Raw genomic sequence first — 24,450 nt, 5'->3', positions numbered from 1 at the left:
TCCTCGCCATGAACAAACCGTTGTCTTCCCGTTTTTTATTAAAATCATTCGGCATGGCTGCCGTATGCATGAGTTTAGCTGCTTGTGGTGATAAAGCTTGGTGGTCAAACAATGATGAGCCTGAACTAGAAAGCCAACAGATTAAACGTCTAATTCCATCACGTGTGCATGACCGTGAGTCATGGGCTAAAGATATTGATGACATTATGAAAGACTTGGATATTCCTAAAACCAAGAAAAATGTCTGTAGTATTGTGGCTGTAGTGGATCAGGAATCCAACTTTGTTGCCAACCCTCAAGTGCCTGGGTTAGGACAAAAAGCAGTTGAAGAAGTTAGTACACGTTTAAATGAAAAATTTGAAGATAAGCTTGGCAAAACCGTTGGTGGAACAATTGCTGGTTACTTTGAAGAAGTTCTAAGAACTCAGCCCTCTCCTGATAACAACTATATGAGTCAAATGCGTAAAGTTAAAACCGAGAAAGAACTCGACTTACTTTACCGAGAAATTTTCGACTTCATGGCTAAACACTATCATGTGAGTGCCTTAACTGGTGCAGCCAAATTGGTTGGTCAAGATATTGGCGAGAAAATGAACCCTATTACGACTTTAGGTTCAATGCAAGTTCATATTAATTATGCGAAAGCCAATAAGCGTTCGAGTATGAGTACTGCTGCGCTTCGCGATGACCTATATACTGAATACGGTGGTTTATATTACGGCATACATCGTTTAATGGTTTATCCGGCAGACTACGATAAAGCCATTTATCGTTTTGCGGATTATAACTCTGGTATGTACTCTAGCCGTAATGCAGCTTTTCAAAAAATGCTAAAAGAACTTACCGATAAAGATATAAGTCTTGATGGCGATCTACTTCTTTATACAAAAGATGGTGATCCACGCGCAGTTCAAAGCGAGTCAGAAAAAGAACTGATCACGGTATTTGCAAAAAATAATGTATTGGTTACCCCACGACAAATCCGTGATGATCTTAAATTAGAAAAAGAGAAAAAGTTTGAAAGTACTCAAACTTATATTGCGCTGACTAAACTTTATAAATCAAAAACTGGCAAAGAACCACTCTATGCAATTATGCCTCAAGTGGTAATTTCTGGGCCTAAATTAAGTCGTGATTATAATACCAATTGGTATGCAACCCGCGTAAACGGACGATATGAAACATGTATGCAACGAGCGAAACGAATAAGACTATAAAAAGTCTCGCCCTGTTCGATTTTGATGGAACCTTGTGTAGTAAAGATAGTTTTACAGGGTTCATCTTTTATGCTTTATCTAAGCGTCACATTGTTAAGCAAGGCTTGAAAATTCTGCCATGGATTCAAGCCTACTATCTTAACTTTTATCCTGCCCATGCTATGCGTGCTAAGTTATTCCGTAGCATGTTTAAAAATACGCCTGCAATTGAATTACAAAAATTAGGTGAAGAATACGCACAAGAGTTAGTCTCTGCGCTTTCGCCTGAAATTTTTACTCAGTTACAACACCATCAATTGCGTGGTGATCAAGTCGTATTAGTTTCAGCTTCAATTGATGTCTATCTTGCTCCACTTTGCAAGTTACTAGATATCGAGTTGATTTGTACCGAAACTCAAATTAAAAACGGCAGGATGACGGGTTACTATTCTACTCCAGACTGTAGTAGTGAACAAAAGAAGTTAAGGATACATCAGCAATATACGCTACAGCATTACCACCAGATTTATGCTTATGGTAATAGCTCGGAAGACTTAGACATGCTTAGTCTTGCCACACATCCATATATGGTAGGTGAAGATCGTGTTTTACCTCGTTTAACGCCAGAAAAAAAGCTCGCATAAAGCGAGCTTTTTTATTTGAGCAAAATTTAATAAATTGCCATATGATCACGATGAATCATTTCAAGTGAACGAGCTTCACCAAGTACTTGATAAACCTTATCTGAGGCTAAGCCTTTAATAATTTCGGCTGATCGTGAGCTAAAGTTCACTCGACCTACCGCAATACGTTTACCTTGTTTATCGACACATTCAACCACATCACCACGATCAAAATGTCCTTCAACATTTTTAACCCCAACAGGGAGCAAACTGCGATGTTTCAATTTAATCGCTTCAACAGCACCATCATCAATCACAAGACGACCTGCTGTTTGTAAATGAGCGGCAAGCCACTGTTGATGAGCAGTCATGCGGTCTTTATCTGTAGTAAACAAAGTGCCTAGCATCTCACCTGCCATCGCACGTGATAAGACATTATCACTTTCGCCACTCGCGATGAGGGTTGGGCAGCCCGATTTAGCAGCTAAACGCGCAGCACGAACTTTAGTGACCATCCCACCTCGCCCAAGCACACCACCACCGCCGGCCATATCGAATAAATCATCATCCATAGCCCGAACAGTAGAGAGTAATTTAGCATCAGGATTATGACGCGGATCTGAGTCAAACATACCTTGCTGATCGGTTAAAATGATCAGCAATTCTGCATGAACCTGACCCGCCACCATAGCAGCTAAAGTATCATTATCACCAAAACGGATCTCATCGGTAGACACCGTGTCATTTTCATTAATGACAGGAATCACACGCCAATCAATCAAGTTTTGCAAAGCATCACACGAGTTCAGATAACGACGGCGATCTGCCAAATCATCATGAGTCAATAAAACCTGAGCAGTACGAATACCGTGGTTTTCAAGCACACTAGACCAAGTATGAATTAAGCCCATCTGCCCAATTGCAGCACAGGCTTGTAGACTGGGTAGATCGGTGGGTCGACTCGCAAGCTTCATACGAACCATACCTTCTGCTACAGCTCCTGATGACACTAAAATAATCTCGTGTCCGGCATTGTGTAGATCTGCAATCTGTTTCGCCCAATGCGAAATAGCATCTAGATCTAAACCTTGCCCATTAGCTGTAAGTAAAGATGATCCGATTTTAACAACGATTCGTTTACACTCACTGAGCTGACGTTGCCCATCGACCACTTCTATCATGTTTCCCTCGGTTTTCTAGTCACGAACGTAGATGACTTCTACATCATTGTCGTCTTCATCATCGTCAAAATCATCATCATCGTCCATCATGCTTTCGAGACGTTGTGCTCGACGCATTGCACGATATGCTTCTTTTGCCGCAATGGTTTGTTCACGTGTTTCAACTTCTAGTTGTTCACGGAAAGCTCTTACTTCTGCTGCATATTCAGGATCTTCAACTTCGCGTTCACGTTGTTGTTCAATCTGATCCATCAAGTAATACACAACTTCTTTTGTACCTTCGCTTAATAAGCCCGATGTCTTAAAGACAGGTCCAGTCCACTCTAGTTCATCTAGAATGTGCTGACACCACTCTTCGCGGCTTTCTTCAGCAATCTGATCAAGTTTATTGAGTACTAAAACAACTGGTAATTTAGCCAAAGTTGGTGAGAACTTAGCCAACTCATTCATAATCGCTTTTGCATTATGCGCTGGATCAGAACCATCAATTGGTTGTACATCAATAATGTGTAAAAGAATACGAGTACGTGCCAAATGTTTAAGGAAGCGAATTCCTAAACCTGCACCTTCTGCTGCACCCTCGATTAACCCTGGAATATCGGCCATTACAAATGAACGATGGCGGTCAGCATCGACTACACCCAAGTTTGGAACCATGGTTGTAAATGGATAGTCTGCCACTTTTGGTTTTGCAGCACTTACAGCACGAATGAAAGTAGATTTACCGGCATTTGGCATACCCAGCAAACCAACATCAGCCAATACTTTTAATTCAAGACGAATTTCGCGGAACTCACCTTTTGTACCAGTCGTACATTTACGCGGTGCTCGGTTAGTTGATGATTTAAAGTGAGTGTTACCTAAACCACCCTCACCACCACCAGCAACCAGAATTCTTTGGCCGTCTTCAACCAAATCGCCAATAATATCGCCTGAATCTGTATCAACAATTGTTGTACCAACGGGTACTTTTAAAACCACATCTTCACCACCACGTCCAGTACAGTTAGCACCTGCACCGTTTTTTCCACGCTCAGCACGGAATTTACGTGTGTAACGGTAATCGACTAGCGTACTTGTATCGTCATCAGCTTGAATATAGATACTTCCACCACGTCCGCCATCACCACCATCTGGGCCACCAAATGGTACAAATTTTTCACGGCGAAAACTGGCTACGCCATTGCCACCGTCGCCAGCCTCTACGGTAATGACTGCTTCATCAACAAAGCGCATCTGCCAATCCTCTAAAAACTCTAAAACCGCCTATTCTGCCATATTTTCATAAAATTCTCGAATAGAAAATGGAACAATTCCATTTATAACGATCTGTTTTATCTTTAATCCAGCAGATGCTTTTAGTTTTGCAAATAGGATCCTTATAAAAAATAAAATTTAGCCAATTTATTTAATTATCAAGGATGAACATTGCGCAGAGGTAAGGTCATTTGCATATCAAGATTTGCTTTTGTTTTTGGCACAGAATTATACATGATGGCATTAAATGAAGAGACATTCCCCATTTCCATAGGATCATTTACGTTTAGGCTTGGTTTAAACTGATGTTTCACCGATAAATTTACAGGTTCATCGAATTCAAAATAAACTGGACCATCAAAAACAATTTTAACGGGAACGGTATAACTACGTTTTAAATTAAAAGGCACATCCAATTTAATAGGGATATCTAATTTAAGGGGAAATTTTGGTAAAAACTTACTTTGATAAACCAAATCTGTGGTGGTTTCTAAAGGCATAACCTGATCAATTTTTAGAGTCGTTGAATAATCGACACTTACCGTAATAAGTGTTTCTACAGCAAAATTTAAATCTGCCAAATATTTCCCTTTTAGGGGTAAAGTTAATTGGCGATCTATATCTAAAGTTGTATCAAGTTTACCAATAGACTGAACCTGCAAAGTATTACCAACTTGAATCTTTGTTTCTAAAGAGTCAGGTAAACTAATATCGGCATTATGAGCCGAAACGACTAAATTTGCTTGAATATTGAGATACACCCAAAACATAATAGCGGCAAGTATCATCATTAAAAAGAAACTAATTAACATACTCTTGAGTGAACGGAACATTAGCATCCACCCTATTGATCAGCTGTCTTTTGTGATGTTTCTGAACCTAATACTCGATTTAATCGCATAGTGGACAAAGGAATCTTTAACTCACCATTTGCAATCTTAACAGGCAAAGTATTTTTCACATCAACCGAAGCATTTAATGCAGTTTTAACAGGTACATTTAAATTCCCTTCGATTGGGATATTCGTGTCTAATCTTGCTTTTAAAGGAATATGTAGATTTTCTTTTAATACCGTGCGTACTGGAGCATCAAATTTTAAATGAACCTTTTGCTCAAGCGGGACATTAATATCAATTGGCACATCAAGTTTTAATGGAATTGTTCCTTTCAATGGCAATGTAATATCACGCCCCAAAACACGTACCTGAACCTTAGTATCAATGGGTAGATTTTGCTCAACTTTTAATGTTTCTTTGACTGGGATGGTTGTGCTAATCGGCACCATATTATCGAAGTAAACACGCGGAGTTAATGTTTGTGTTAAAGGAATATTCAGTTTCTCATCAATTGGAATACTGGCATTTACTCGCCCCTTTACATCCACATTTAAAGCATCTTGTACTTTAACCTTAACCTGTAGAGGCTCTTGTAAATCAATAGCAACTGCCTGATTTTTCAGTGGAATATAAATATTAAAGTGCTTAAACACCCATATTGCAATGAGTACACCACATAAATTGGCAATAATGATGAATACAAAAACGACCAACAAACGTTTAAACTGCGACAATTCCTATCCCTTACTATTTTCTTTTTTTCCTTAATTTGTATTCTCATTTATTTACAAAAAATAGTCAGCATATATTTTGTACGGTTGTAAAAAAACCCAGTCTAAACTGGGTCTTTTTGTGAAAATATTTTATAGATCGTTAAATGATCTTAAGCATTCAATTCTGCTGGGATTTTTTTGTAGCTTACGCCGCACATTTGTTCAGCGATACGTAATACCTGACAGCTATAACCAACTTCGTTATCGTACCAAACGTAAGCAGTTAAACGGTTACCAGAAGTAATCGTTGCTTGAGCATCGTATACACCTGCTGTACGAGAACCGATAAAGTCACTCGATACAACTTCAGTCGAGTTGGTATAACCAATTTGACCTTGAAGGTTAGAGTTAATCGAAATTTGACGAATGTATTCGTTCACTTCTTCACGATCAACTTCTTTATCAAGTGTTAAGTTCAAGATTGCAAGAGATACGTTTGGTGTAGGAACACGTACAGAGTTACCAGTTAATTTACCTTTTAATGCAGGTAATGCTTTAGCAACTGCTTTAGCTGCGCCAGTCTCTGTAATTACCATGTTCAAAGTAGCAGCACGGCCACGACGATCTGCTTTATGGTAGTTATCGATTAAGTTCTGGTCATTTGTAAATGAGTGAACAGTTTCAACATGACCGTTAAGAACTTTATATTTGTCATCCAATACTTTAAGAATTGGAGTAATTGCATTTGTTGTACAACTTGCAGCAGAGATGATTTTGTCTTCATCTAAGATATCTGTGTTGTTTACGCCAAATACAACGTTTTTCATTTCGCCTTTACTTGGTGCAGTCAATACAACACGTGCAACGCCTGGGCATTTCAAGTGTTGGCTTAGACCTTCAGCATCACGCCATTTACCAGTGTTGTCGATTAAAAGTGCGTTTTCAATACCGTATTCAGTATAGTCAACTTCACTTGGGCTAGACGCATAAATCACTTTAATGAAGTTACCGTTAGCAATGATTGCTTCGTTTTCTTCATCAACAGAAATTGTACCAGCGAAAGTACCGTGAATAGAGTCACGACGAAGTAAAGAAGCACGTTTTGCCAAGTCACCGTCAGAAGACTTACGTACAACAATTGCTTTAAGGCTTAAACCACGACCTAAACCTGATTGGCTAATGATTAAACGAGCCAAGATACGACCAATACGACCAAAACCGTAAAGAACTACATCTTTAGGTTGTTCAGAAGTTGCGCTACCTTTGATTGACTCAACTGATTGAGCAACAAAAGCATCAACATCACCGCCTTTTTCTTTATATTCAACAGCAAGTTTACCGATATCAACTTCTGCAGAACCAATATTTTCAACTTTTGCTAAAGCTTCTAAAATTGGGAATGTGTTTACAACAGAAAGTTCAACGTCTACAACACGTGTACGACGGTGAGTTTTCAAAATTTGGATAACAGAACGGTTAATTAAAGAGCGACCGTAAACAGATACGACAATATTTTTTTCACGGTATAATTGACCGATTAATGCAATCATACGTTCCGCGATTTCTTCACGGTTTTTCCAACGGCCTTGGTGTTCAGCGTGCAGGGCGATGATAGTGTCTTTGCTCACAGATACGTCCTCTAATTAATTATATCTAGGCGTGATTTTTAAAACCCCGTAATTGTAATGGAATTATTGGCAAGAATGAATCAAAAGCTGACGTTAGTGACTAGATTTTCCTAAAATTCATCATAAATTCATAAAATACCTATAATTATTTTTTATTATCTTATTGTTTAAAGCAGCTAAATTTTTGCTTTTTCTTACTTTTTAGGTTCTGACGACCTAATTGAACTCATCATTTTTTAATCTTTTTTGATATTTCGTGATATTAAGTTGCAGATTTTGGGCTTTTTGCCGTTGTTGATAAAGATGAATTGCCCCTTCTAAAACGAGTACAAAAACAGCACACCAAATCGGAAGATAAGTGAACCATTCTTCTTGGCCAATGCTTTCCCCTAAAACTAAAGAAGCTAAAGCAAGTAATACAGGTTCCAAATATCCTAAGAGTCCAAACACAACTAAAGGTAGAAAACGACTTGCCAGAATATAACTTCCCAGACCAATAGCACTTAAAATTCCAAGCCCAATAATGATCAAAGAAAGACTCGATTGGTCTATAAATTTACTGTATGGCAGCAAACCTGTATGAGTTAAATAAATTGCAATGGGCATAATAATGACCAAATCCCACCAAAACCCCCCTAAATTATCTGTTTTAATTTTTTTACGTAATAAAAAGTAGGCAGAATATCCAACTGCTACCAATGCCGTTTCCCACGCAATACTTCCTAAACGCCATATTTCATGGCTAACGCCAATAACTGCAAGAATAATTGCTACCCATTGAAATTTTGATATTTTTTCGCCATACAACACACTTCCAGCTAAGACTAGAACCAGCGGTAATAAGAAATATCCCAAAGAGACTTGCAATCCACGCCCATGCATCGGCCCCCACAAAAACAGCCAAAGTTGTACTGAGGTTAAAATAGAGGTTGTGATTAATAATAATAGTAAAGAAGGCTTAGCCAAAATACGTTGGTAGATATTCTTGATATAGGCTAAATCACCACTCCACCACATAAATAAAGTAAGGAACGGTAGTGTTGCAATAATCCGCCATCCAAAAGTTTGCTCACTATCGAGCTGGCTTAATAATTGAGTATAAAAATAAAGTACACCAAAAGTGAATGATGCCATGACAGACAAGATCACGCCCTTAAACATCATAAACCTCTTAGACTTTAGTAAAAACAACTCACTACAATACTTGATTTATCCACTATAAAAAAGAAAAAACCATGTAAAAACATGGTTTTTTCTTAAACAGACATATACCACTATTCTTTATGTTCTGTACGAATAACATCTCGAATATCAAAACCTAATGTTTTTGCATAATTTAAATATTCATCCACCACTTCTTGCTCTGGATGAGGATTTCTTGATAGCACCCAAAGGTATTTACGTGAAGGCTCCCCGACTAAAACAGTCTGATAGTCTTCATCTAGCTTTAAAATCCAGTAATCCCCACGAATTACCGGAATCCATCTTACAGCTTCCGGTAAAAAACTTACCTTCAATTTGGTGTTATATGGCGGGTTAACCACAAAGGCCTCCCCGATAGATTGCTGTAATTGTTTTCTATTATCGTAGCAGCGATTATCTACTACTACATTTCCATTTTCGTTTAAGGTGTAGGTTGCAGATACATTATAAGCACACTTTTTTTGGAAAAATGCAGGTTTACGCGCGACTTCATACCAAACACCTAAATATCGGTCCAGTTCAACTTTATAGACAGTTTGCAAAGGTTTCGGCTGGGCATAGACATAGGTTCCAACAGCCAAACCAGCCAAAACGACACCGCCCAACGCAATTTTAGCCAAACGCCAGCTGGCTTGCGGAACATTATTTCGAAATGCCATTGTTGCCCTCAACGATTAGTTGTGAATACAAAAGAACTCAAATATCTACAGTAGCTTGTTTTTTAAACACATTATGTAGCATTATGTATTCGTTTATTGCAACATTTGCGCTTTCAGTCGAATGATTTCATCACGTATCCGTGCTGCCTGTTCAAACTGCAAATCTTTCGAAGCTTTTAACATCTCTTTTTCAAGCTTAGTAATATGCTTACTAAACAATTTTGGATCAGAGAGAATATGTCTTTCGTCAGCACTTAAAGCTTGTGCTTGTTCAAGCACCTTCTCATCAATTTCGTCGTCTGAAAGCACTTCGCCTGAATCAATTTCTTTGATGACCTGACGAACAGCACTACGTGGTGTAATACCATGCAACTCGTTGAACTCGATTTGTTTAGCTCTTCGGCGTTCAGTCTCATCTATTGCTTTTTGCATAGAATCAGTGATTCGGTCAGCATATAAAATTGCTTTACCTTTCACGTTACGCGCAGCACGACCAATTGTCTGAATGAGTGAACGTTCTGAACGTAAAAAACCTTCTTTATCTGCATCTAAAATAGCAACTAAAGAAACTTCTGGCATGTCGAGACCTTCACGCAACAAGTTAATACCGACTAAAACGTCGAATACACCTGTACGTAACTCATGAATAATTTTGACACGTTCAACCGTATCAATATCAGAGTGTAAATAAGCGACTTTAACCCCGTATTCTTTTAAATAAGAAGTCAGATCTTCTGCCATGCGCTTTGTTAAAGTAGTCACTAACACACGTTCATTTAGGTTCTTACGAATATTAATTTCAGAAAGAACATCATCAACCTGAGTTAATACAGGACGAACTTCAATTTCAGGGTCAATTAATCCTGTTGGACGTACCACCTGTTCAACCACTTGGTCAGACTTTTCTAGCTCATATTTAGCAGGTGTTGCACTGACAAAAATGGTCGTCGGTACAATGCGTTCCCACTCTTCAAATTTCATTGGTCGATTATCAAGTGCGCTTGGTAAACGGAACCCGTAATTCACTAAATTTTCTTTACGTGATCGGTCGCCTTTATACATCGCCCCAATTTGCGGAACTGTAACGTGTGACTCATCAATAATCAGCAATGCATCTTCAGGTACATAATCAAATAAAGTTGGAGGCGCTTCACCAGCTGGACGACCAGACAAATGTCTTGAATAGTTTTCAATACCATTGGTATAGCCCAACTGTTGCATCATCTCTAAATCATAACGGGTACGCTGCTCAATACGCTGGGCTTCCAGCAATTTGTCATGTTCACGGAAGAATTTAAGTTGATCTTGTAATTCATCTTTAATTGTATCAATTGCACGAGTCAGATGATCTTTCGGGGTTACATAGTGGCTTTTTGGATAAATCGTAACACGTGGAACTTTACGAACCATTTTACCCGTTAACGGATCAAACCAACGGATCGAGTCGACCTCGTCATCAAATAGTTCAATACGAATCGCATGTTGATCAGATTCGGCAGGGAAAATATCAATAATTTCACCGCGAATTCGATATGTACCACGTAAGAACTCAAGTTCATTACGCGTATATTGCATTTCAACCAAACGGCGGATAATTTCATCACGACTTACACGGTCGCCCTCAACCACATGCAGTAACATTTGCATATAAGCATTTGGGTCACCCAAACCATAAATTGCAGAAACCGAGGCCACAATAATTGCATCACGACGCTCTAATAAAGCACGTGTTGCTGATAGTCGCATCTGGTCAATGTGATCGTTAATGGCAGCATCTTTTTCAATAAAAGTATCTGAGGATGGAACGTAAGCCTCGGGTTGATAGTAATCATAGTAACTTACGAAATACTCAACTGCATTATTAGGGAAGAACGCTTTAAACTCTCCATAAAGCTGGGCAGCCAAAGTTTTGTTATGAGCCATCACAATTGTAGGTCGCTGTGTTTGAGCAATCACATTCGCCATGGTATAGGTTTTACCCGAGCCAGTTACACCCAGCAATAACTGATTACGAAAACCATGCTCGATACCATTTACCAGCTTTTCAATGGCCTGTGGCTGATCACCTGCTGGCTGATAATGAGTGACCAAATCAAAAGGTTGATTTTCGTTCAAAGTTATCTCTCTTTATGAAAAATTGAATTTAACGTCTCCCCTTTTAATGGGGATTTTTATCTTAATTTAAAGTCTAAATTGAGCTGTAAATTCAATGTAAAAGATTAAGCATCTTAACACTTGACCAATACCCTAATCGGTTGCAACATGAAGCTATCCATTAAACAAAAAGTATAACTATGACCTATCAATATCATGATGAAAGTATTGTAACTGAACTTCCCGAAGATACAGTTTTTGTATTTGGAAGTAATCTTGCTGGACAACACGGTAGTGGTGCAGCGCGCGTTGCAAGTCAGCACTTCGGAGCAGTTGAAGGTGTAGGTCGTGGCTGGGCTGGTCAAAGCTTTGCAATTCCAACTTTAAATGAACACATTCAACAAATGCCACTTTCACAAATTCAGCATTATGTTGAAGACTTTAAGATATACACAAAAAATCATCCTAAAATGAAATATTTCATTACTGCATTAGGTTGTGGCATCGCAGGCTATAAAGTTTCTGAAATCGCTCCTCTTTTTAAAGGGATTTATCATAACGTTATCTTTCCGGAATCTTTTAAACCCTATGTAGAAGATAATGCAGTATCACAATTTCCGACTTTAACTCAAAAGATGGTACAAAGTTTCATTAATGATGAAGTTATTTTTTACTTTAATCATGGCAGTGAATCATTTGAAGAAGCTTTAGATAAAACTGATTTATCAGATGCTGAAAAAGCAATAGCTCTTATTGTCTTAAATGAAGAGTTGTACCCACGAGATCGTTATGGACGAGGCCGTGATCATGAGCTTAGTGATATTTTAGGGAAGTTAAACGGTAAAATTTTCAATCTTCATGGAAACTCTGAAGGTGCCATGATTTTTGTGAGTGCTGTTGTTGCACTGATGGAACTTTACGATTTTGATGAGCAAGATTTTATTAAGTTATGGCGTGGTGAAAAAAACATTGATCACCCTATTAATCGTTAATTTTTCTTATGAATTTATGAGTTAAGCAGATAATCTCTGCTTTCTCATTATTTTATTTTTAATTACATTTAATCCTTTTATTTTTAATTATTCTAATATATTTAAACTCTTTATCCTCCCAAATCTTAATTTTTCTCATTATACTTTAAGGCAAACTGAATACTTAAAGAAACATATGGAAACTTTAGATTCTTCGATTTTTGACCTTAGCCCAATTCCAATGTGGATTGAGGATTTCAGTGAAGTTAAACAACAATTTGATTTATGGAGAAAGCAAGGAATTGAAAACCTCCATGAATTTTTAAATCAAAATAAACACTTAGTTATCGAATGCGCACATAAAATTAAAATTATTCGTGTTAACCAAAAAACTTTAAAACTTTTTGAAGCAACAACACACGAAGAACTATATTCAAATTTGAATCTCATTTTTAAAAAGGAAATGTTCGAATCACATATTTATGAGCTTGAAGCGTTATGGAATGGTAAAACCCATTTTTCAAGCACTACTGTGAATTACACCTTATCAGGCAAACGTATTGATGTTCAGTTAAGAGGGTCTATTTTACCTGGTTCTGAATCTAATTTTGAGCGGGTACTACTTACTACCGAAGATATTACCCCCTATCAAAATGCACTTCGACAGGAAGAAAAAAATCGTCGCTTAGCTGAATCTATGTTTATCTACTCGCCTACTTCGCTTTGGGTTGAGGATTTCAGCCGTATAAAAAATAGAATTGATCAGCTTAGGCTATTGGGAATTGAAGACTTCAGAACTTTTCTAGATGTTCATCCTGAGTTTGTCCGCCAGTGTGTAGAGGATATTTTAATTTTAGATGTTAATCAGGCCACGATAGATTTATTTAAAGCTCCTGATAAGTCGACACTTTTAAGAAATACACACAAGATTTTTGCTGAAGAAATGGTTGAAACCTTTCGAGAACAACTCATTGAGTTATGGCAAGGTAATATTCATCACAAACGTGAAGCCATTAACTACGCTTTAGATGGCCAAATAAGAAATGTCTTACTTCAATTTACCGTTTTTCCAGGATATGAAGAGACTTGGGGGCTGGTACAAGTTGCACTGACAGATATTACTGCACGAAAAAAAGCGGAAAACTATCTTGAATATTTAGGGCAACACGATGTTCTTACTAAACTATATAACCGTGCTTTTTTTACAGAGGAACTTAACCGGTTAAACCGAAGTATTATTCGACCAGTTTCTTCAATTTTTTTAGATATGAATGGATTAAAAGAAACAAATGACCAGTTTGGGCATGATATTGGAGATGGTTTATTACGCCGTGTTGGAAATATTTTAAGTCAGGCTATTTCAAATACAGCATATACTGCATCAAGAATCGGTGGTGATGAGTTCGTGATCTTAATGCCAGGTGCAGATGAAGCGACCGTTCAAATTATGCTTCAAACGATTCAAGAGCTTTTTAATATCGACAATCAATATTATTCAAGCCATCCAGTAAGTATAGCAATTGGACATGCAACCACTCAAACAAATGAACAAATTGAGGACATGTTAAAACGAGCAGACCATCACATGTACCAAAAGAAAAAAAGTTATTATCAAGAAATTTTATTCAATCAATAAAAAACAGGCATATTGCCTGTTTTTCAAAATTAGCGTTTTCCCATAGAACGACGCGTACCACGTGGAGGCATCCATGTTCTATCCGCGTATTGCTCTGGTTTTGGACGCACTTGGTTGTGTACCGCATCATCTGCTTGATTGCTTTCATTCGGCATTGGGAATGGCAATTTCACCAAAGCCTTTTTCTGTTTTGGCTGTTGCTCAGTCATGATTCATTCTCGAAATTTCGATTGCGACCTATTATAAATGATTTTTATCATTTCTTTTCAAAAAAGCTTCAATTGAGTAAAACAGCAACAAGAATCTTCTTAAATTAAACTTTTTTACATCTAAAAATACCCGTATCCGCAAATTGCTTAATTTTTGCGATAAGATAGTATGCTTTTTATTTTTTAATCCCATAAGAGGAATATTGCCGTGGACGTACGTCTTTCTGATCGTGTCAATGCTATCAAACCGTCCCCTACACTTGCTGTAACAAATAAAGCTGCTGAACTTAAAGCTGCTGGCAAGAACGTGATTGGTTTAGGTGCTGGCGAGCCAGATTTTGATACCCCTCAACACATCAAAGATGCTGCAATTGAAGCGATTAATAATGGTTTCACCAAATATACGGCTGTAGATGGTACTCCTGGGTTAAAAAAAGCAATTATTGCTAAGTTTAAGCGTGATAATAATCTTGATTATCAAGCGAACCAGATTTTGGTTTCTTGTGGTGGTAAGCAAAGCTTCTTTAACTTGGCACTTGCTCTATTAAACAAAGGCGATGAAGTAATCATTCCAGCACCTTTCTGGGTAAGCTATCCAGATATGGTCATTATTGCTGAAGGTACTCCAGTCATTGTGAAATGTGGCGAAGACCAACGCTTCAAAATCACTCCTGAACAATTAGAAGCTGCTATTACACCTAACACTCGTTTAGTTGTATTAAACAGCCCATCTAACCCAACAGGCATGATTTATAGCAAAGCTGAATTAGAAGCTTTAGCTGAAGTTTTACGTCGTCATCCACAAGTATTTGTTGCATCTGACGATATGTATGAACCGATTCGTTGGGAAGATGAGTTCTACAACATCGCAACTGTTGCTCCTGATTTATATGATCGCACAATCGTTTTAAACGGTGTTTCTAAAGCATACGCAATGACAGGTTGGCGTATTGGCTATGCAGCCGGTCCAGCAAAAATCATTGGTGCAATGAAAAAGATCCAATCACAGTCAACTTCTAACCCAACTTCTATTTCGCAAGTTGCTGCTGAAGCTGCATTGAATGGTCCACAAGACGTTTTACAACCTATGATTGAAGCGTTTAAACGCCGTCATGACTTAGTTGTAAATGGCTTAAATGATATTAAAGGTATCTCTTGCTTACCTGCTGATGGCGCTTTCTATGCCTATGCAAACATTCGTCCTCTTATTCGTGCAAAAGGCTTAAAATCTTGCACAGAGTTCTCTGAATGGTTACTAGAAGAAACTGGCGTAGCAGTTGTTCCTGGTGATGCATTTGGTTTAGGCGGTTTTATGCGTATTTCATATGCAACAGCTGACGAAGTACTCGTTGATGCGTTAGCACGTATCAAAAAAGCTGCTGACTCAATTGAAGGTGTAGACGCTGCTATTGCTTCAATTGAAGCTGAAAAAGCTGCGAAATAATCTGCATTTTGCATAAAAAGGGTTCTCTTGAGAGAACCCTTTTTTAATTCACTTATGCATTTTTGGCTTTTTGAGGTCTTATATAAATGACTAATAAAATTCCAAATAAAACCATAAAACTCGATAAAATCACCCGCCCCGTCACAGCCTCATTTACAAATAGGCTTCCACCTATAATCGCCAAACATGGCACACTTAGCTGTACTGTACTCGCTGTCAACCGATCAATATGCTTCAAAATTGCATACCAGAGTACATAAGCCACGCTTGAAGTGACACCGCCCGACAAAATCGCTAAGACCCATCCTTGCATATCAATGTAGCGATCTTGGGCAAGTAATACATTCGCCAACAAAACCATTGGCACAGCTAGCGTAAAATTTGCCAACGTACTACCAATCGGTTGCGTCATATTACGACCAACAATGCTGTATCCAGCCCATGCTAAACCAGATATCACCATAATTAAAGCATATCCCCAATCAGGTGTATGAGCACCCGGTAATAGCAAAACAATGATGCCAGCTAAAGCAATACATAGACCTATACCACGGTATATGCCAATCTGTTCACCCTGCCAATAGCCATAAAGCACCATAGTCAGCTGTACAACCCCAAACAATAAAAGAGCACCAATACCAGCGTCGATTTGAAGATAAGCATACGAAAATGCCAGAATATAAAGTGCGAGAAAAAATGCGTTTTTTAAACTCCATTGGACTTTGGTTTGAGACGATTTTGAATATAAAAACAGTCCTAATAAAACAACCGCACCACTTCCCACTCGTATTAGACTAAAAGTCATTGGGTCAATATGTCGGCCAACCAAAGCCAAACGACACAATACAGAATTTGCTGCAAAAGCCGCCATTATGAGTGCAATTTTAAAAAGCATTGTCCTTATGCTCCTGTTATTTCTTATAGTGTAAAAGAAGTCTTTTTTATCTATCTAATTCATTATGCAACTCATTTAATTCAATTTTTATAATAAAGGAATTTTATATTAAATGGACAAGTTTTTAAGATTCAACTTATCAGTTCAATCTTTAACTCTAGAATTGACTTATCGATGACTTAATAATAGGCTAATATCAAGTTCCATTTTAGAACTTAAAGAATTAAAGGACCCAAAAAATGAAAAATCCGATGGAAATGACTGGCCTTGAATTTTTACAAGCAATGATTGAAGGCCATATTCCACCTGCCAGCATTAGTAAAACAATACCTATGCAACCTACTGAAATTTCAGAAGGATCTGTTACCTTTAAAGCCCAAGCAGATCATAACCATTTAAATCCACTCGGTGGCGTACATGGTGGTTTTGCTGCCACCGTCCTAGATTCAGTGACTGGTTGTGCAGTACATACGATGTTACCTGCGGGTGTAGGTTACGGCACAATCGACCTTAACGTAAAAATGTGCCGCCCTATTCCCCAAAATCAGGCTTTAATTGCAACAGGCAAAGTTATTAATTTAAGTAAAAATTTAGGTATTTCTGAAGGAAAGATTATTGATGATGAAGGTAAACTGTATGCCTATGCAACAGCAACCTGCATGATTATTCGTCCATAATCATTAAAGGCAGCCTTAAACCGCTGCCTTTTTTATTAAGTCATCTGAATTATCTGGACGTTCACAAGTTTGTGCAATCACATACGGCGCCCAAATATTTTTAAGTTGGAGTTCTATAATTTCTTGATGCTCTACAGACCAAGCTAAAACTTTATTTTTACCCAACAATAACTCCCCTTCTAATTGAAAAATATATAAAGATTCAGAAGAGTTTAGTAGTTTCGAGCTTTTTAAAATCTTAAGTGAATTATGCACATTCCATTTAGCGCTAAACCAAAGCTGCAATAAATCGCCTAAATATAAATCCTGCTTTTTGAAAGGATAAGCATTAATCCATGCACCTTCTACAAGTGTGTAATAAGATTCTGATTGATTTAAGATATTGAGATAATTGTGTTGATAGAAATCAAAATTAGAAAAAATAGAAGCGATCGTAAGCGTTTTCATACTTATCTCCGATTTAGCCATTTTAGTGCTGGCAAGTTGGTTTAAATCCACACTGTTTGGATTTCTCCAAACGCTTGTTCTTTTTTGAATCTAGCAATTGATTTTTTAAAGTGCAAGTAATTTCTTAACTCATCACTCAACTGATCAAATAAAAAGCATACGACACAAAAATGAAGTAAACATGACAATTTAGACTTGACCCTTCTCAAAATCTCCTTATAATCGCATGCAGATTCTCCCATAGCTCAGTCGGTAGAGCGACGGACTGTTAATCCGCAGGTCCCTGGTTCGAGCCCAGGTGGGAGAGCCAAATACTAAAAAGCCCGCAGCATTAAAGCGGGCTTTTTTTTGCCATAAATTTATCAATAACTATAAAAAATCCTCTATCAGCAGATAGAGGATTTAATTTTTTCTTAGAGTCTTTATTAGGTTTAACGCTCTAACCTAACTCGAAAGAATATATTTTCTTCTTAAATTATTATTCCACTTCAACCACTTTTAAAGGATTAAAAGATTGAGTGGTCGGCATCATTTCAATACGATTAATATTAATGTGTGGAGGTTGTGAAGCAATCCAAGCTACTGTATTTGCAATATCTTCAGGCAAAAGTGGATTCTTTTTATCATATAGACTGTTTACTTTATCCTCATCACCTTTAAAACGCACAAGAGAAAATTCAGTACCTCCACACAACCCTGGTTCAATGTTAGTTACGCGCACACCAGTACCAGCCAAATCAGCACGAAGATTTAGACTAAATTGCTCCACAAATGCTTTGGTTGCCCCATACACATTGCCCCCTGGGTATGGATATGTGCCTGCGATAGACCCCATATTAATAATCAAACCTGATTTTTTCTTTACCATACTTGGCAAAATTAATCGGGTAATCGTAACAAGCCCCTTAACATTGGTATCAATCATCGTGTACCAATCATCTAATTCTGCTTTATCTGCGGGTTCCAATCCTAATGCCAATCCAGCATTATTCACCAATAAATCAATTTGATTGATTTGAAATTCAGTTGGTAAATCAACCAATGCCTTATTTATATTTTCTGCCGTATCCGTCATGTCAAATACTAATGGGTAGAATTTTTCACCAAGTTCTTGTTTTAGTTCTTCTAGTTTTTCTGCTCGTCTTCCGCAACCAATAACGTTATATCCTAACTCAATCAGCTTTTTTGAAATGCTATAACCAAAACCTGCCGATGCACCTGTAACTAATGCTAACATTCTTATATCCTTAGAAATGATCAACTATTTCAGTTGAACTCATGATGAACATATCAACCTTTATATTTACACAATATTTATTATTAGCCTAAAAAAATAAAAGTTTTTTTAAAAATTTTAAGAGAAATTAAAATCTATAAAAAATATATTTATTAAATAATTATATGTATTAAAAAACTAAAAGCAGAACATGCTTACCGCCAAAGAGATAATACTCACCAAATAAAAAAGTTTACCTTGAAAGGTAAACTTTTTTATTTGAGACATCCAAGACTAAGCAGGAATACCACTATGAAAACGGAAAGTATCATCTGGTGTTAAAATCAGATTCTTTTCAACTTCACGGATATGATCAATTCGCTGTTGAATATCCTCTTTAGGATCTTTCATTTTTGCAGTGGTTGCCACATCAAGCGCAAGAGCTAGATAGTCTTCAAAATGACGAGACTCTGACTTAAGCAAGTATCGATAATAACGTCCTAACTCATCATCTACACGCGGTGCAAGTGCATAAAAACGCTCACATGAACGAGCCTCTACGAATGCACCAATCACCAGCACATCAATTAAAGCTTCAGGCTCATATGTACGAATTTCTTTACGCAACCCACCTGCATAACGTCCGGCACTTAAACCAGTCCACTCTTGACCACGCTTAGCCATAAGCTCAAGCACTTGTTCGTAGTGAAGCATTTCTTCTCGTACAAGTTGAGCAAGTTTTACTTGTAAGTCAGGAAAGAAGCTATAGCGGAACATTAAGTTCATTGCTGTACTAGCAGCTTTCTTTTCACAATTAGCATGATCTTGCATCAAGATATCTAAATTATTGATTGCTTCATCCAACCATGCTTTTGGTGTTTGACAACCTAAAAAGGCCACCACAGGTTGCATTAATTCATCGTAATTGATACTCGACATAACCAACTATCCTGCTGCCTGAATCGCTGTTTTCATATCTTTAACAGCTTGAACCAGACCTACAAAAACACTTTCAGCAATAATTGAATGACCAATGTTTAATTCATGAATTTGTGGAATAGCTGCAATTGGCGCAATATTTTTAAGGTTAAGGCCATGACCTGCATTTACAACCAAACCTTTTGAAGCTGCATACTCAACACCTTTGATAATGCGCTCTAACTCGGCTTGTTGATCTTGCTCCGTTTCCGCATCTGCATATGCACCCGTGTGCAACTCAATCGTAGGTGCGCCACACGCAACTGCTGCATCAATTTGGGCTAAATCAGCATCAATAAATAATGATACGTCACAACCAATGGCCGCTAAAGTTTGAGTTGCAGCTTTAACTTTTTCAAAGTTACCCACTACATCCAAACCACCTTCAGTTGTTACTTCTTGGCGTCTTTCTGGAACAAAACATACGTGCTGCGGCTGAATTTCTTTCGCAAACTCGACCATTTCATCAGTAACAGCTAACTCTAGGTTCATACGCGTTTTTAATAATGGACGCATGCGACGTACATCATCATCTTGAATATGGCGACGGTCTTCACGCAAATGCAAAGTAATCCCCTCTGCACCAGCTTGTTCACAAATAAGAGCAGCTTCTACAGGGTCTGGATAAGTAGTACCGCGCGCCTGTCTTAAAGTAGCAACATGGTCTATGTTTACACCAAGCAATGCAGCCATAAATAAATCCTAATTACGATTGAGTTTGAGTATTTTGAATCCACAATTGTCGACTTTTTAGGGGACGATCTCCTAAAAGCGATGTAATCATTTGACGGTATAGTTTACCTAATAATTGCAATTGTTCGTGAGAAAAATCCTGACCTTGCTCATAATCCAACATAGATAAAATCGCTTTACCTGACAATGAAGAACGGCTTGCCTGAACAATGGGTGCAAAACCTTCAGTCACCTGAAATTGATAAAACTGGTGGGCCTGTATTGGCTGTTGTTGAGTATCAATTGAGAAATCAATCGCGTAACCCAGCTCAGGAAGTAAAACATGTTCGAACTGGCGCAAAATCTGTCTCAGAAAAAGATCAGGATTTTCGTGGGAAGATAATTGCTGTAATTGAAGTAAAGTTAATTGATATTGCTCAAAAGTTTGTGGCATTGCCTCTTCTAATGGGCAAAGTCTAAGAACAATTTCATTTAAATAAAATCCGGCAAAAAAAGCATCACCAAAAAAGAAAACAGGCTGATTTAATATTTCCAGCTTAGTAAAATTTTTGAGTTCACTTTTACCTGTGGCTTGCAGTCGAATAGGTTGATATTGAGGGGGCGGAGTCTGTCTTAAAATACCATCAACTCGCCCATATTCCTGAGTAAAAAGATGCACAATATGACTTTTTTCACGGTACTTACGGTGATGAATCATATATCCATGGAGGACTTCATTGCGCATCATAAAAAGAATCTATTCCTCAGATTCTTTTTCTTTTTTATCATCCTCATCATCACCGTCAGGAATAACAGCACCTACAACAGCTGCTGTACCTTTAACTACCCCTTTAGTAGTTTTATAGGCGATACCTACTGGTACGGTTACAAGCTTATATACACAACCTTGTAACATCAATGTACATCCAACTATAGCGATTAATGATGTAATTGTTTTCATACCAGCATCCTTATCCTTTAGATATCACTGTATCCTAAGCTTTTGAGAGCACGCTCATCATCAGACCAGCCACCCTTCACTTTCACCCAAAGTGTGAGCATAATTTTTTGCTCAAACATTTTTTCCATGTCTTTACGAGCATCCATACCAATCGTTTTAAGCTTGGCACCTTTTCCACCAATCACAATGGCTTTTTGACCAGCGCGGTCTACAAAAATCGTTGCATCGATATAGGTACAAGCTGGTTTTAAACGACCAGTTTTTTCATTAACAGTTGCTTCTTCTGTTTTGAAAGATTCAATTTGTACTGTTAAATCATAAGGAAGCTCTTCACCCAACTGACGCATGATTTTTTCGCGAATAATTTCACTTGCCAAGAAGCGTTCAGAGCGGTCAGTAATCTGATCAAATGAATACAATGGTGGTTGATAAGGAAGGTATTTCTCAATCGTTTCACTCAAGTGTTCTAAGTTTGCACCACGCAAAGCAGAAACAGGAACAATCTCAGCAAAATTCATAAGTTTGGCACGTTCTTGAATGAGAGGAAGAATCTCTCTTTTATCTTCAAAAGTGTCCGCCTTATTAATAACCAAAATAACCGGCATTTCAGCGTTCTTGAGTTTTTCAAGCACTAAATCGTCGTTTTGAGTCCACTTATAAGCATCGAGAACGAATAAAACTAAGTTAACGTCACGTAATGCAGAATGAGCAGCACGGTTCATCATTTTATTAATAGCACGCACTTCTTTTTTATGCATACCTGGGGTATCTACATATACCGCCTGCATCTTTTCGCGCGAATCAATACCAATAATTTTATGACGTGTTGTTTGAGGTTTACGCGAAGTAATAGAGAGCTTTTGACCCAATAAATGGTTCATGAGGGTAGATTTACCCACATTTGGACGTCCCACAATCGCCACAAATCCGCTCTTAAAATCCGAAGGGATTGTTACGCCTTTGGAACTAAAAAATTGATCAATCAGATTATTAGGATCTTGGTTTTCATTTGAATCTGGATTGATTTGATCAGAATGCATCGACATGCAGGTTATTGCTCCAATAACTTTAAAATTTCCGCCGCTGCTGCCTGCTCGGCAAAACGACGACTTGAACCCTCACCATAAATCTTCGGTAAACCATCTACCACACATTCCACTTTAAAGTGCTGATGAGGTGCATCACCCTGAATATCTACAACCTCGTAAACAGGGAGAGGTTTTTTACGTGCTTGTAGATACTCTTGTAAACGTGATTTCGGATCTTTGAGTTGATCCGTAGGTTCTATATGGTCTAAATAGGGTATGTACCATTTTAGCACAATATCTTTAAGTAAGTTGAGATCACCACTATCAAGATAGATTGCACCAATAATCGCTTCTACCGTATCTGCTAATATTGACTCACGATGATGACCACCAGATTTCAACTCGCCTGTACTTAATATTAAACACCGACTAAGTTGCAAATCGGTTGCAATCTTACCTAACGCTTCTTGGCGAACTAAGGTCGCACGCATACGCGTGAGACGACCTTCATTTTCATTTGGATAAGCATGATATAGATAATTGGCGATTATCATGCCTAATAATGAATCACCGAGAAACTCTAAGCGCTCGTAATTGTATTTGTGACTCACCGAACGATGAGTCAAAGCTAACTGTAACAATTCAAGCTGCTTAAATTGATATCCGATTCGACTCAGTAAGCGAGGATCACTTAGTTTGAACTGATGTTTTATCAAAACTCTTCTCAAATGTTAAAACTAAATCAATATTGAATAAGAAAGGTTTTCTTACTTCATATTTCTTTTTGACCGTTAGACCTGACTGATTAAACACTTGAGCGATCTCTTTAAAGTGGAGATCACGAATATTGTTCATTTCGAGTCGCTGATCCATTTGTGCTATAAACTTTTGTGGTGTGATCTCAGAAGAGCTTTCTTGTAAAAGCTCTTCTATCTGATTATTAATCAGCCGATCATCCCAATATGCTGGCCAAACTGCAAGTACAGCTTTTACTGCAACTGCAAATATAACCACCCCAAATAAAATTGCTAAATACGAAGTACCCTGTTGTGCCTTACGCATTTCTTTTTTTCCTAATGGTTGTTTTTAATCTATTTTTCCATTTCGGCTAAAGTTAGGAAGGTGTAAACCCGGTTCTTTATGCATCCACACGTAGAATGCTCGTCCTGTTAAGTTTTCTTCAGGAACGAACCCCCAGAAACGACTGTCTGCACTTTGATCGCGGTTATCCCCCATTGCAAAGTAATGTCCTTTTGGTACAGTCACTTCCCAATATAAACCGTCTTGGTTCGCATATTTACCATTTTCAACATAGTTGATAAACGGTGCTTGGCGCGCCACATTTACGCCTTCAAGCTCACGCATCGTAAAGGTATGCTCACCAATCGTCTCTTTATGATAAATAGACGTTGGCGTATCCATCACATCTTTTTCACGACTGAACTGTGTTAATACTTTCGGTACTTTTTGCCCGTTAATAATTAATTGCCCATGGTCATAAACAATATGATCACCAGGTAAACCGATTACACGTTTAATATAGCTAATAGTCGGTTGAGGTGGATAACGGAATACAATTACATCACCACGCTTCGGCTCACCTACATCAATAATTTTTTTATTAACGATAGGTAAACGTACACCATAATCGAATTTATTCACCAGAATAAAATCACCAGTTTCTAAAGTTGGTACCATAGAGTCCGATGGAATATTAAATGGCTCATAAAGAAATGAACGAAGCACAAGTACTACAGCTAAAACTGGCCAAAAGTCATAGGCCCATGTAATGACAAAATTTTCGTTCCCGCGTCCTTTATTTGCACGCTGTTTTAATACAAGTTTATCTAACAACCACACTGCAAATAGAATCAGCGTAACTGGAACAAGAATTAAATTAAAATCAAAATCCACATGACCTCACTC

The 24,450-nt window shown here is 37.9% G+C and carries 27 protein-coding genes and 1 tRNA gene; 7 read left to right on the top strand and 21 right to left on the bottom strand.

Features of this window, described 5'->3' with window-relative positions; all coding sequences use genetic code 11:
- The first annotated feature begins 8 nt into the window (after window positions 1–8).
- Together AAC388_RS04740 and AAC388_RS04735 are read left to right on the top strand one after the other, a co-directional pair.
- On the top strand, window positions 9–1,217 hold the full coding sequence (locus AAC388_RS04740) for a DUF1615 domain-containing protein (RefSeq protein WP_049069290.1): 1,209 nt from the start codon (window positions 9–11) through the stop codon (window positions 1,215–1,217).
- Window positions 1,184–1,840 carry an HAD-IB family hydrolase gene (locus AAC388_RS04735; RefSeq protein ID WP_017386255.1) on the top strand — a complete coding sequence of 219 codons (657 nt, stop codon included), beginning with the start codon at window positions 1,184–1,186 and terminating at the stop codon, window positions 1,838–1,840. The genes AAC388_RS04740 and AAC388_RS04735 overlap by 34 nt, the downstream gene beginning before the upstream one ends.
- Before the next feature lie 26 nt (window positions 1,841–1,866).
- Here the strand turns inward: AAC388_RS04735 and proB are convergent, their stop codons facing one another.
- The 8 genes from proB to uvrB all read right to left on the bottom strand — a co-directional run bounded on the left by proB (window position 1,867) and on the right by uvrB (window position 11,411).
- Window positions 1,867–3,000: a glutamate 5-kinase gene (proB, locus tag AAC388_RS04730; protein WP_002118789.1), complete on the bottom strand. Its 1,134-nt coding sequence runs from the start codon at window positions 2,998–3,000 to the stop codon at window positions 1,867–1,869.
- A gap of 15 nt (window positions 3,001–3,015) precedes the next feature.
- The gene (cgtA, locus tag AAC388_RS04725; RefSeq protein WP_002118576.1) at window positions 3,016–4,236 is read right to left on the bottom strand and encodes an Obg family GTPase CgtA; all 1,221 of its coding nucleotides are present in this window, start codon (window positions 4,234–4,236) and stop codon (window positions 3,016–3,018) included.
- Between the two features lie 179 nt (window positions 4,237–4,415).
- A complete protein-coding gene (locus tag AAC388_RS04720) occupies window positions 4,416–5,090 on the bottom strand; it encodes a hypothetical protein (RefSeq protein ID WP_342371258.1) in 675 nt (224 codons plus the stop codon).
- Between the two features lie 11 nt (window positions 5,091–5,101).
- On the bottom strand, window positions 5,102–5,827 hold the full coding sequence (locus tag AAC388_RS04715; RefSeq protein WP_017399267.1) for a hypothetical protein: 726 nt from the start codon (window positions 5,825–5,827) through the stop codon (window positions 5,102–5,104).
- Window positions 5,828–5,976: 149 nt separating this feature from the next.
- Window positions 5,977–7,434 (bottom strand): glyceraldehyde-3-phosphate dehydrogenase, encoded by a 1,458-nt coding sequence (locus AAC388_RS04710; RefSeq protein WP_002118702.1) that lies wholly within the window; start codon window positions 7,432–7,434, stop codon window positions 5,977–5,979.
- 216 nt (window positions 7,435–7,650) lie between these two features.
- On the bottom strand, window positions 7,651–8,598 hold the full coding sequence (gene rarD, locus AAC388_RS04705; RefSeq protein ID WP_342371257.1) for an EamA family transporter RarD: 948 nt from the start codon (window positions 8,596–8,598) through the stop codon (window positions 7,651–7,653).
- Window positions 8,599–8,708: 110 nt separating this feature from the next.
- A complete protein-coding gene (locus AAC388_RS04700; RefSeq protein ID WP_032055225.1) occupies window positions 8,709–9,296 on the bottom strand; it encodes a lipocalin family protein in 588 nt (195 codons plus the stop codon).
- A gap of 93 nt (window positions 9,297–9,389) precedes the next feature.
- Entirely contained in the window at window positions 9,390–11,411 is a 2,022-nt protein-coding gene (gene uvrB, locus AAC388_RS04695; protein ID WP_002118463.1) for an excinuclease ABC subunit UvrB, read from the bottom strand.
- A gap of 179 nt (window positions 11,412–11,590) precedes the next feature.
- Between uvrB and AAC388_RS04690 the strand changes: the two genes are divergently transcribed.
- On the top strand, window positions 11,591–12,382 hold the full coding sequence (locus AAC388_RS04690) for a hypothetical protein (protein WP_002118650.1): 792 nt from the start codon (window positions 11,591–11,593) through the stop codon (window positions 12,380–12,382).
- Between the two features lie 175 nt (window positions 12,383–12,557).
- Entirely contained in the window at window positions 12,558–13,997 is a 1,440-nt protein-coding gene (locus AAC388_RS04685) for a sensor domain-containing diguanylate cyclase (protein WP_342371256.1), read from the top strand.
- A gap of 29 nt (window positions 13,998–14,026) precedes the next feature.
- Here AAC388_RS04685 and AAC388_RS04680 read toward each other — a convergent pair whose 3' ends face one another.
- A complete protein-coding gene (locus AAC388_RS04680) occupies window positions 14,027–14,206 on the bottom strand; it encodes a hypothetical protein (RefSeq protein WP_002118942.1) in 180 nt (59 codons plus the stop codon).
- Between the two features lie 208 nt (window positions 14,207–14,414).
- On the opposite strand from AAC388_RS04680, the gene AAC388_RS04675 reads away from it, so the two are divergent.
- The gene (locus AAC388_RS04675; protein ID WP_002118408.1) at window positions 14,415–15,650 is read left to right on the top strand and encodes a pyridoxal phosphate-dependent aminotransferase; all 1,236 of its coding nucleotides are present in this window, start codon (window positions 14,415–14,417) and stop codon (window positions 15,648–15,650) included.
- 52 nt (window positions 15,651–15,702) lie between these two features.
- Here AAC388_RS04675 and AAC388_RS04670 read toward each other — a convergent pair whose 3' ends face one another.
- Complete coding sequence (locus tag AAC388_RS04670) at window positions 15,703–16,545, bottom strand: DMT family transporter (RefSeq protein WP_069123839.1); 843 nt, start codon at window positions 16,543–16,545, stop codon at window positions 15,703–15,705.
- 239 nt (window positions 16,546–16,784) lie between these two features.
- On the opposite strand from AAC388_RS04670, the gene AAC388_RS04665 reads away from it, so the two are divergent.
- Window positions 16,785–17,222: a PaaI family thioesterase gene (locus AAC388_RS04665; RefSeq protein ID WP_014207360.1), complete on the top strand. Its 438-nt coding sequence runs from the start codon at window positions 16,785–16,787 to the stop codon at window positions 17,220–17,222.
- A gap of 15 nt (window positions 17,223–17,237) precedes the next feature.
- Here AAC388_RS04665 and AAC388_RS04660 read toward each other — a convergent pair whose 3' ends face one another.
- Window positions 17,238–17,669, bottom strand: coding sequence for a hypothetical protein (locus AAC388_RS04660; protein WP_017386246.1), 432 nt, complete (start codon window positions 17,667–17,669; stop codon window positions 17,238–17,240).
- A 41-nt stretch (window positions 17,670–17,710) separates the two neighbouring features.
- On the bottom strand, window positions 17,711–17,857 hold the full coding sequence (locus AAC388_RS04655) for a hypothetical protein (RefSeq protein WP_079381033.1): 147 nt from the start codon (window positions 17,855–17,857) through the stop codon (window positions 17,711–17,713).
- Window positions 17,858–17,903: 46 nt separating this feature from the next.
- Between AAC388_RS04655 and AAC388_RS04650 the strand changes: the two genes are divergently transcribed.
- Window positions 17,904–17,979 (top strand) — tRNA-Asn (locus AAC388_RS04650).
- Between the two features lie 168 nt (window positions 17,980–18,147).
- Here AAC388_RS04650 and AAC388_RS04645 read toward each other — a convergent pair.
- The 9 genes from AAC388_RS04645 to lepB all read right to left on the bottom strand — a co-directional run bounded on the left by AAC388_RS04645 (window position 18,148) and on the right by lepB (window position 24,438).
- On the bottom strand, window positions 18,148–18,906 hold the full coding sequence (locus tag AAC388_RS04645; RefSeq protein WP_017386245.1) for an SDR family oxidoreductase: 759 nt from the start codon (window positions 18,904–18,906) through the stop codon (window positions 18,148–18,150).
- A gap of 273 nt (window positions 18,907–19,179) precedes the next feature.
- Window positions 19,180–19,824 carry a tRNA-(ms[2]io[6]A)-hydroxylase gene (locus tag AAC388_RS04640; RefSeq protein WP_014207364.1) on the bottom strand — a complete coding sequence of 215 codons (645 nt, stop codon included), beginning with the start codon at window positions 19,822–19,824 and terminating at the stop codon, window positions 19,180–19,182.
- Window positions 19,825–19,830: 6 nt separating this feature from the next.
- Window positions 19,831–20,556 carry a pyridoxine 5'-phosphate synthase gene (gene pdxJ / locus AAC388_RS04635; protein ID WP_017386244.1) on the bottom strand — a complete coding sequence of 242 codons (726 nt, stop codon included), beginning with the start codon at window positions 20,554–20,556 and terminating at the stop codon, window positions 19,831–19,833.
- Window positions 20,557–20,569: 13 nt separating this feature from the next.
- Window positions 20,570–21,283: a DNA repair protein RecO C-terminal domain-containing protein gene (locus AAC388_RS04630; RefSeq protein WP_017480577.1), complete on the bottom strand. Its 714-nt coding sequence runs from the start codon at window positions 21,281–21,283 to the stop codon at window positions 20,570–20,572.
- Window positions 21,284–21,292: 9 nt separating this feature from the next.
- Window positions 21,293–21,496 carry an NF038104 family lipoprotein gene (locus tag AAC388_RS04625; protein ID WP_005067833.1) on the bottom strand — a complete coding sequence of 68 codons (204 nt, stop codon included), beginning with the start codon at window positions 21,494–21,496 and terminating at the stop codon, window positions 21,293–21,295.
- A gap of 17 nt (window positions 21,497–21,513) precedes the next feature.
- On the bottom strand, window positions 21,514–22,536 hold the full coding sequence (gene era / locus AAC388_RS04620) for a GTPase Era (protein WP_342371557.1): 1,023 nt from the start codon (window positions 22,534–22,536) through the stop codon (window positions 21,514–21,516).
- An 11-nt stretch (window positions 22,537–22,547) separates the two neighbouring features.
- On the bottom strand, window positions 22,548–23,240 hold the full coding sequence (rnc, locus tag AAC388_RS04615) for a ribonuclease III (protein WP_005067830.1): 693 nt from the start codon (window positions 23,238–23,240) through the stop codon (window positions 22,548–22,550).
- Window positions 23,212–23,586, bottom strand: coding sequence for a DUF4845 domain-containing protein (locus AAC388_RS04610; protein WP_068565500.1), 375 nt, complete (start codon window positions 23,584–23,586; stop codon window positions 23,212–23,214). The genes rnc and AAC388_RS04610 overlap by 29 nt, the downstream gene beginning before the upstream one ends.
- 24 nt (window positions 23,587–23,610) lie before the next feature.
- Window positions 23,611–24,438 (bottom strand): signal peptidase I, encoded by an 828-nt coding sequence (gene lepB, locus AAC388_RS04605; RefSeq protein ID WP_005067825.1) that lies wholly within the window; start codon window positions 24,436–24,438, stop codon window positions 23,611–23,613.
- Window positions 24,439–24,450 lie beyond the last annotated feature (12 nt).

Origin of the sequence: Acinetobacter sp. D009, from assembly GCF_038562025.1 — a bacterium.
Lineage (GTDB): Bacteria > Pseudomonadota > Gammaproteobacteria > Pseudomonadales > Moraxellaceae > Acinetobacter > Acinetobacter pittii.
The sequence above is the reverse complement of the archived record's forward strand: the minus strand, read 5'-3'. Positions and strand labels throughout refer to the sequence as shown.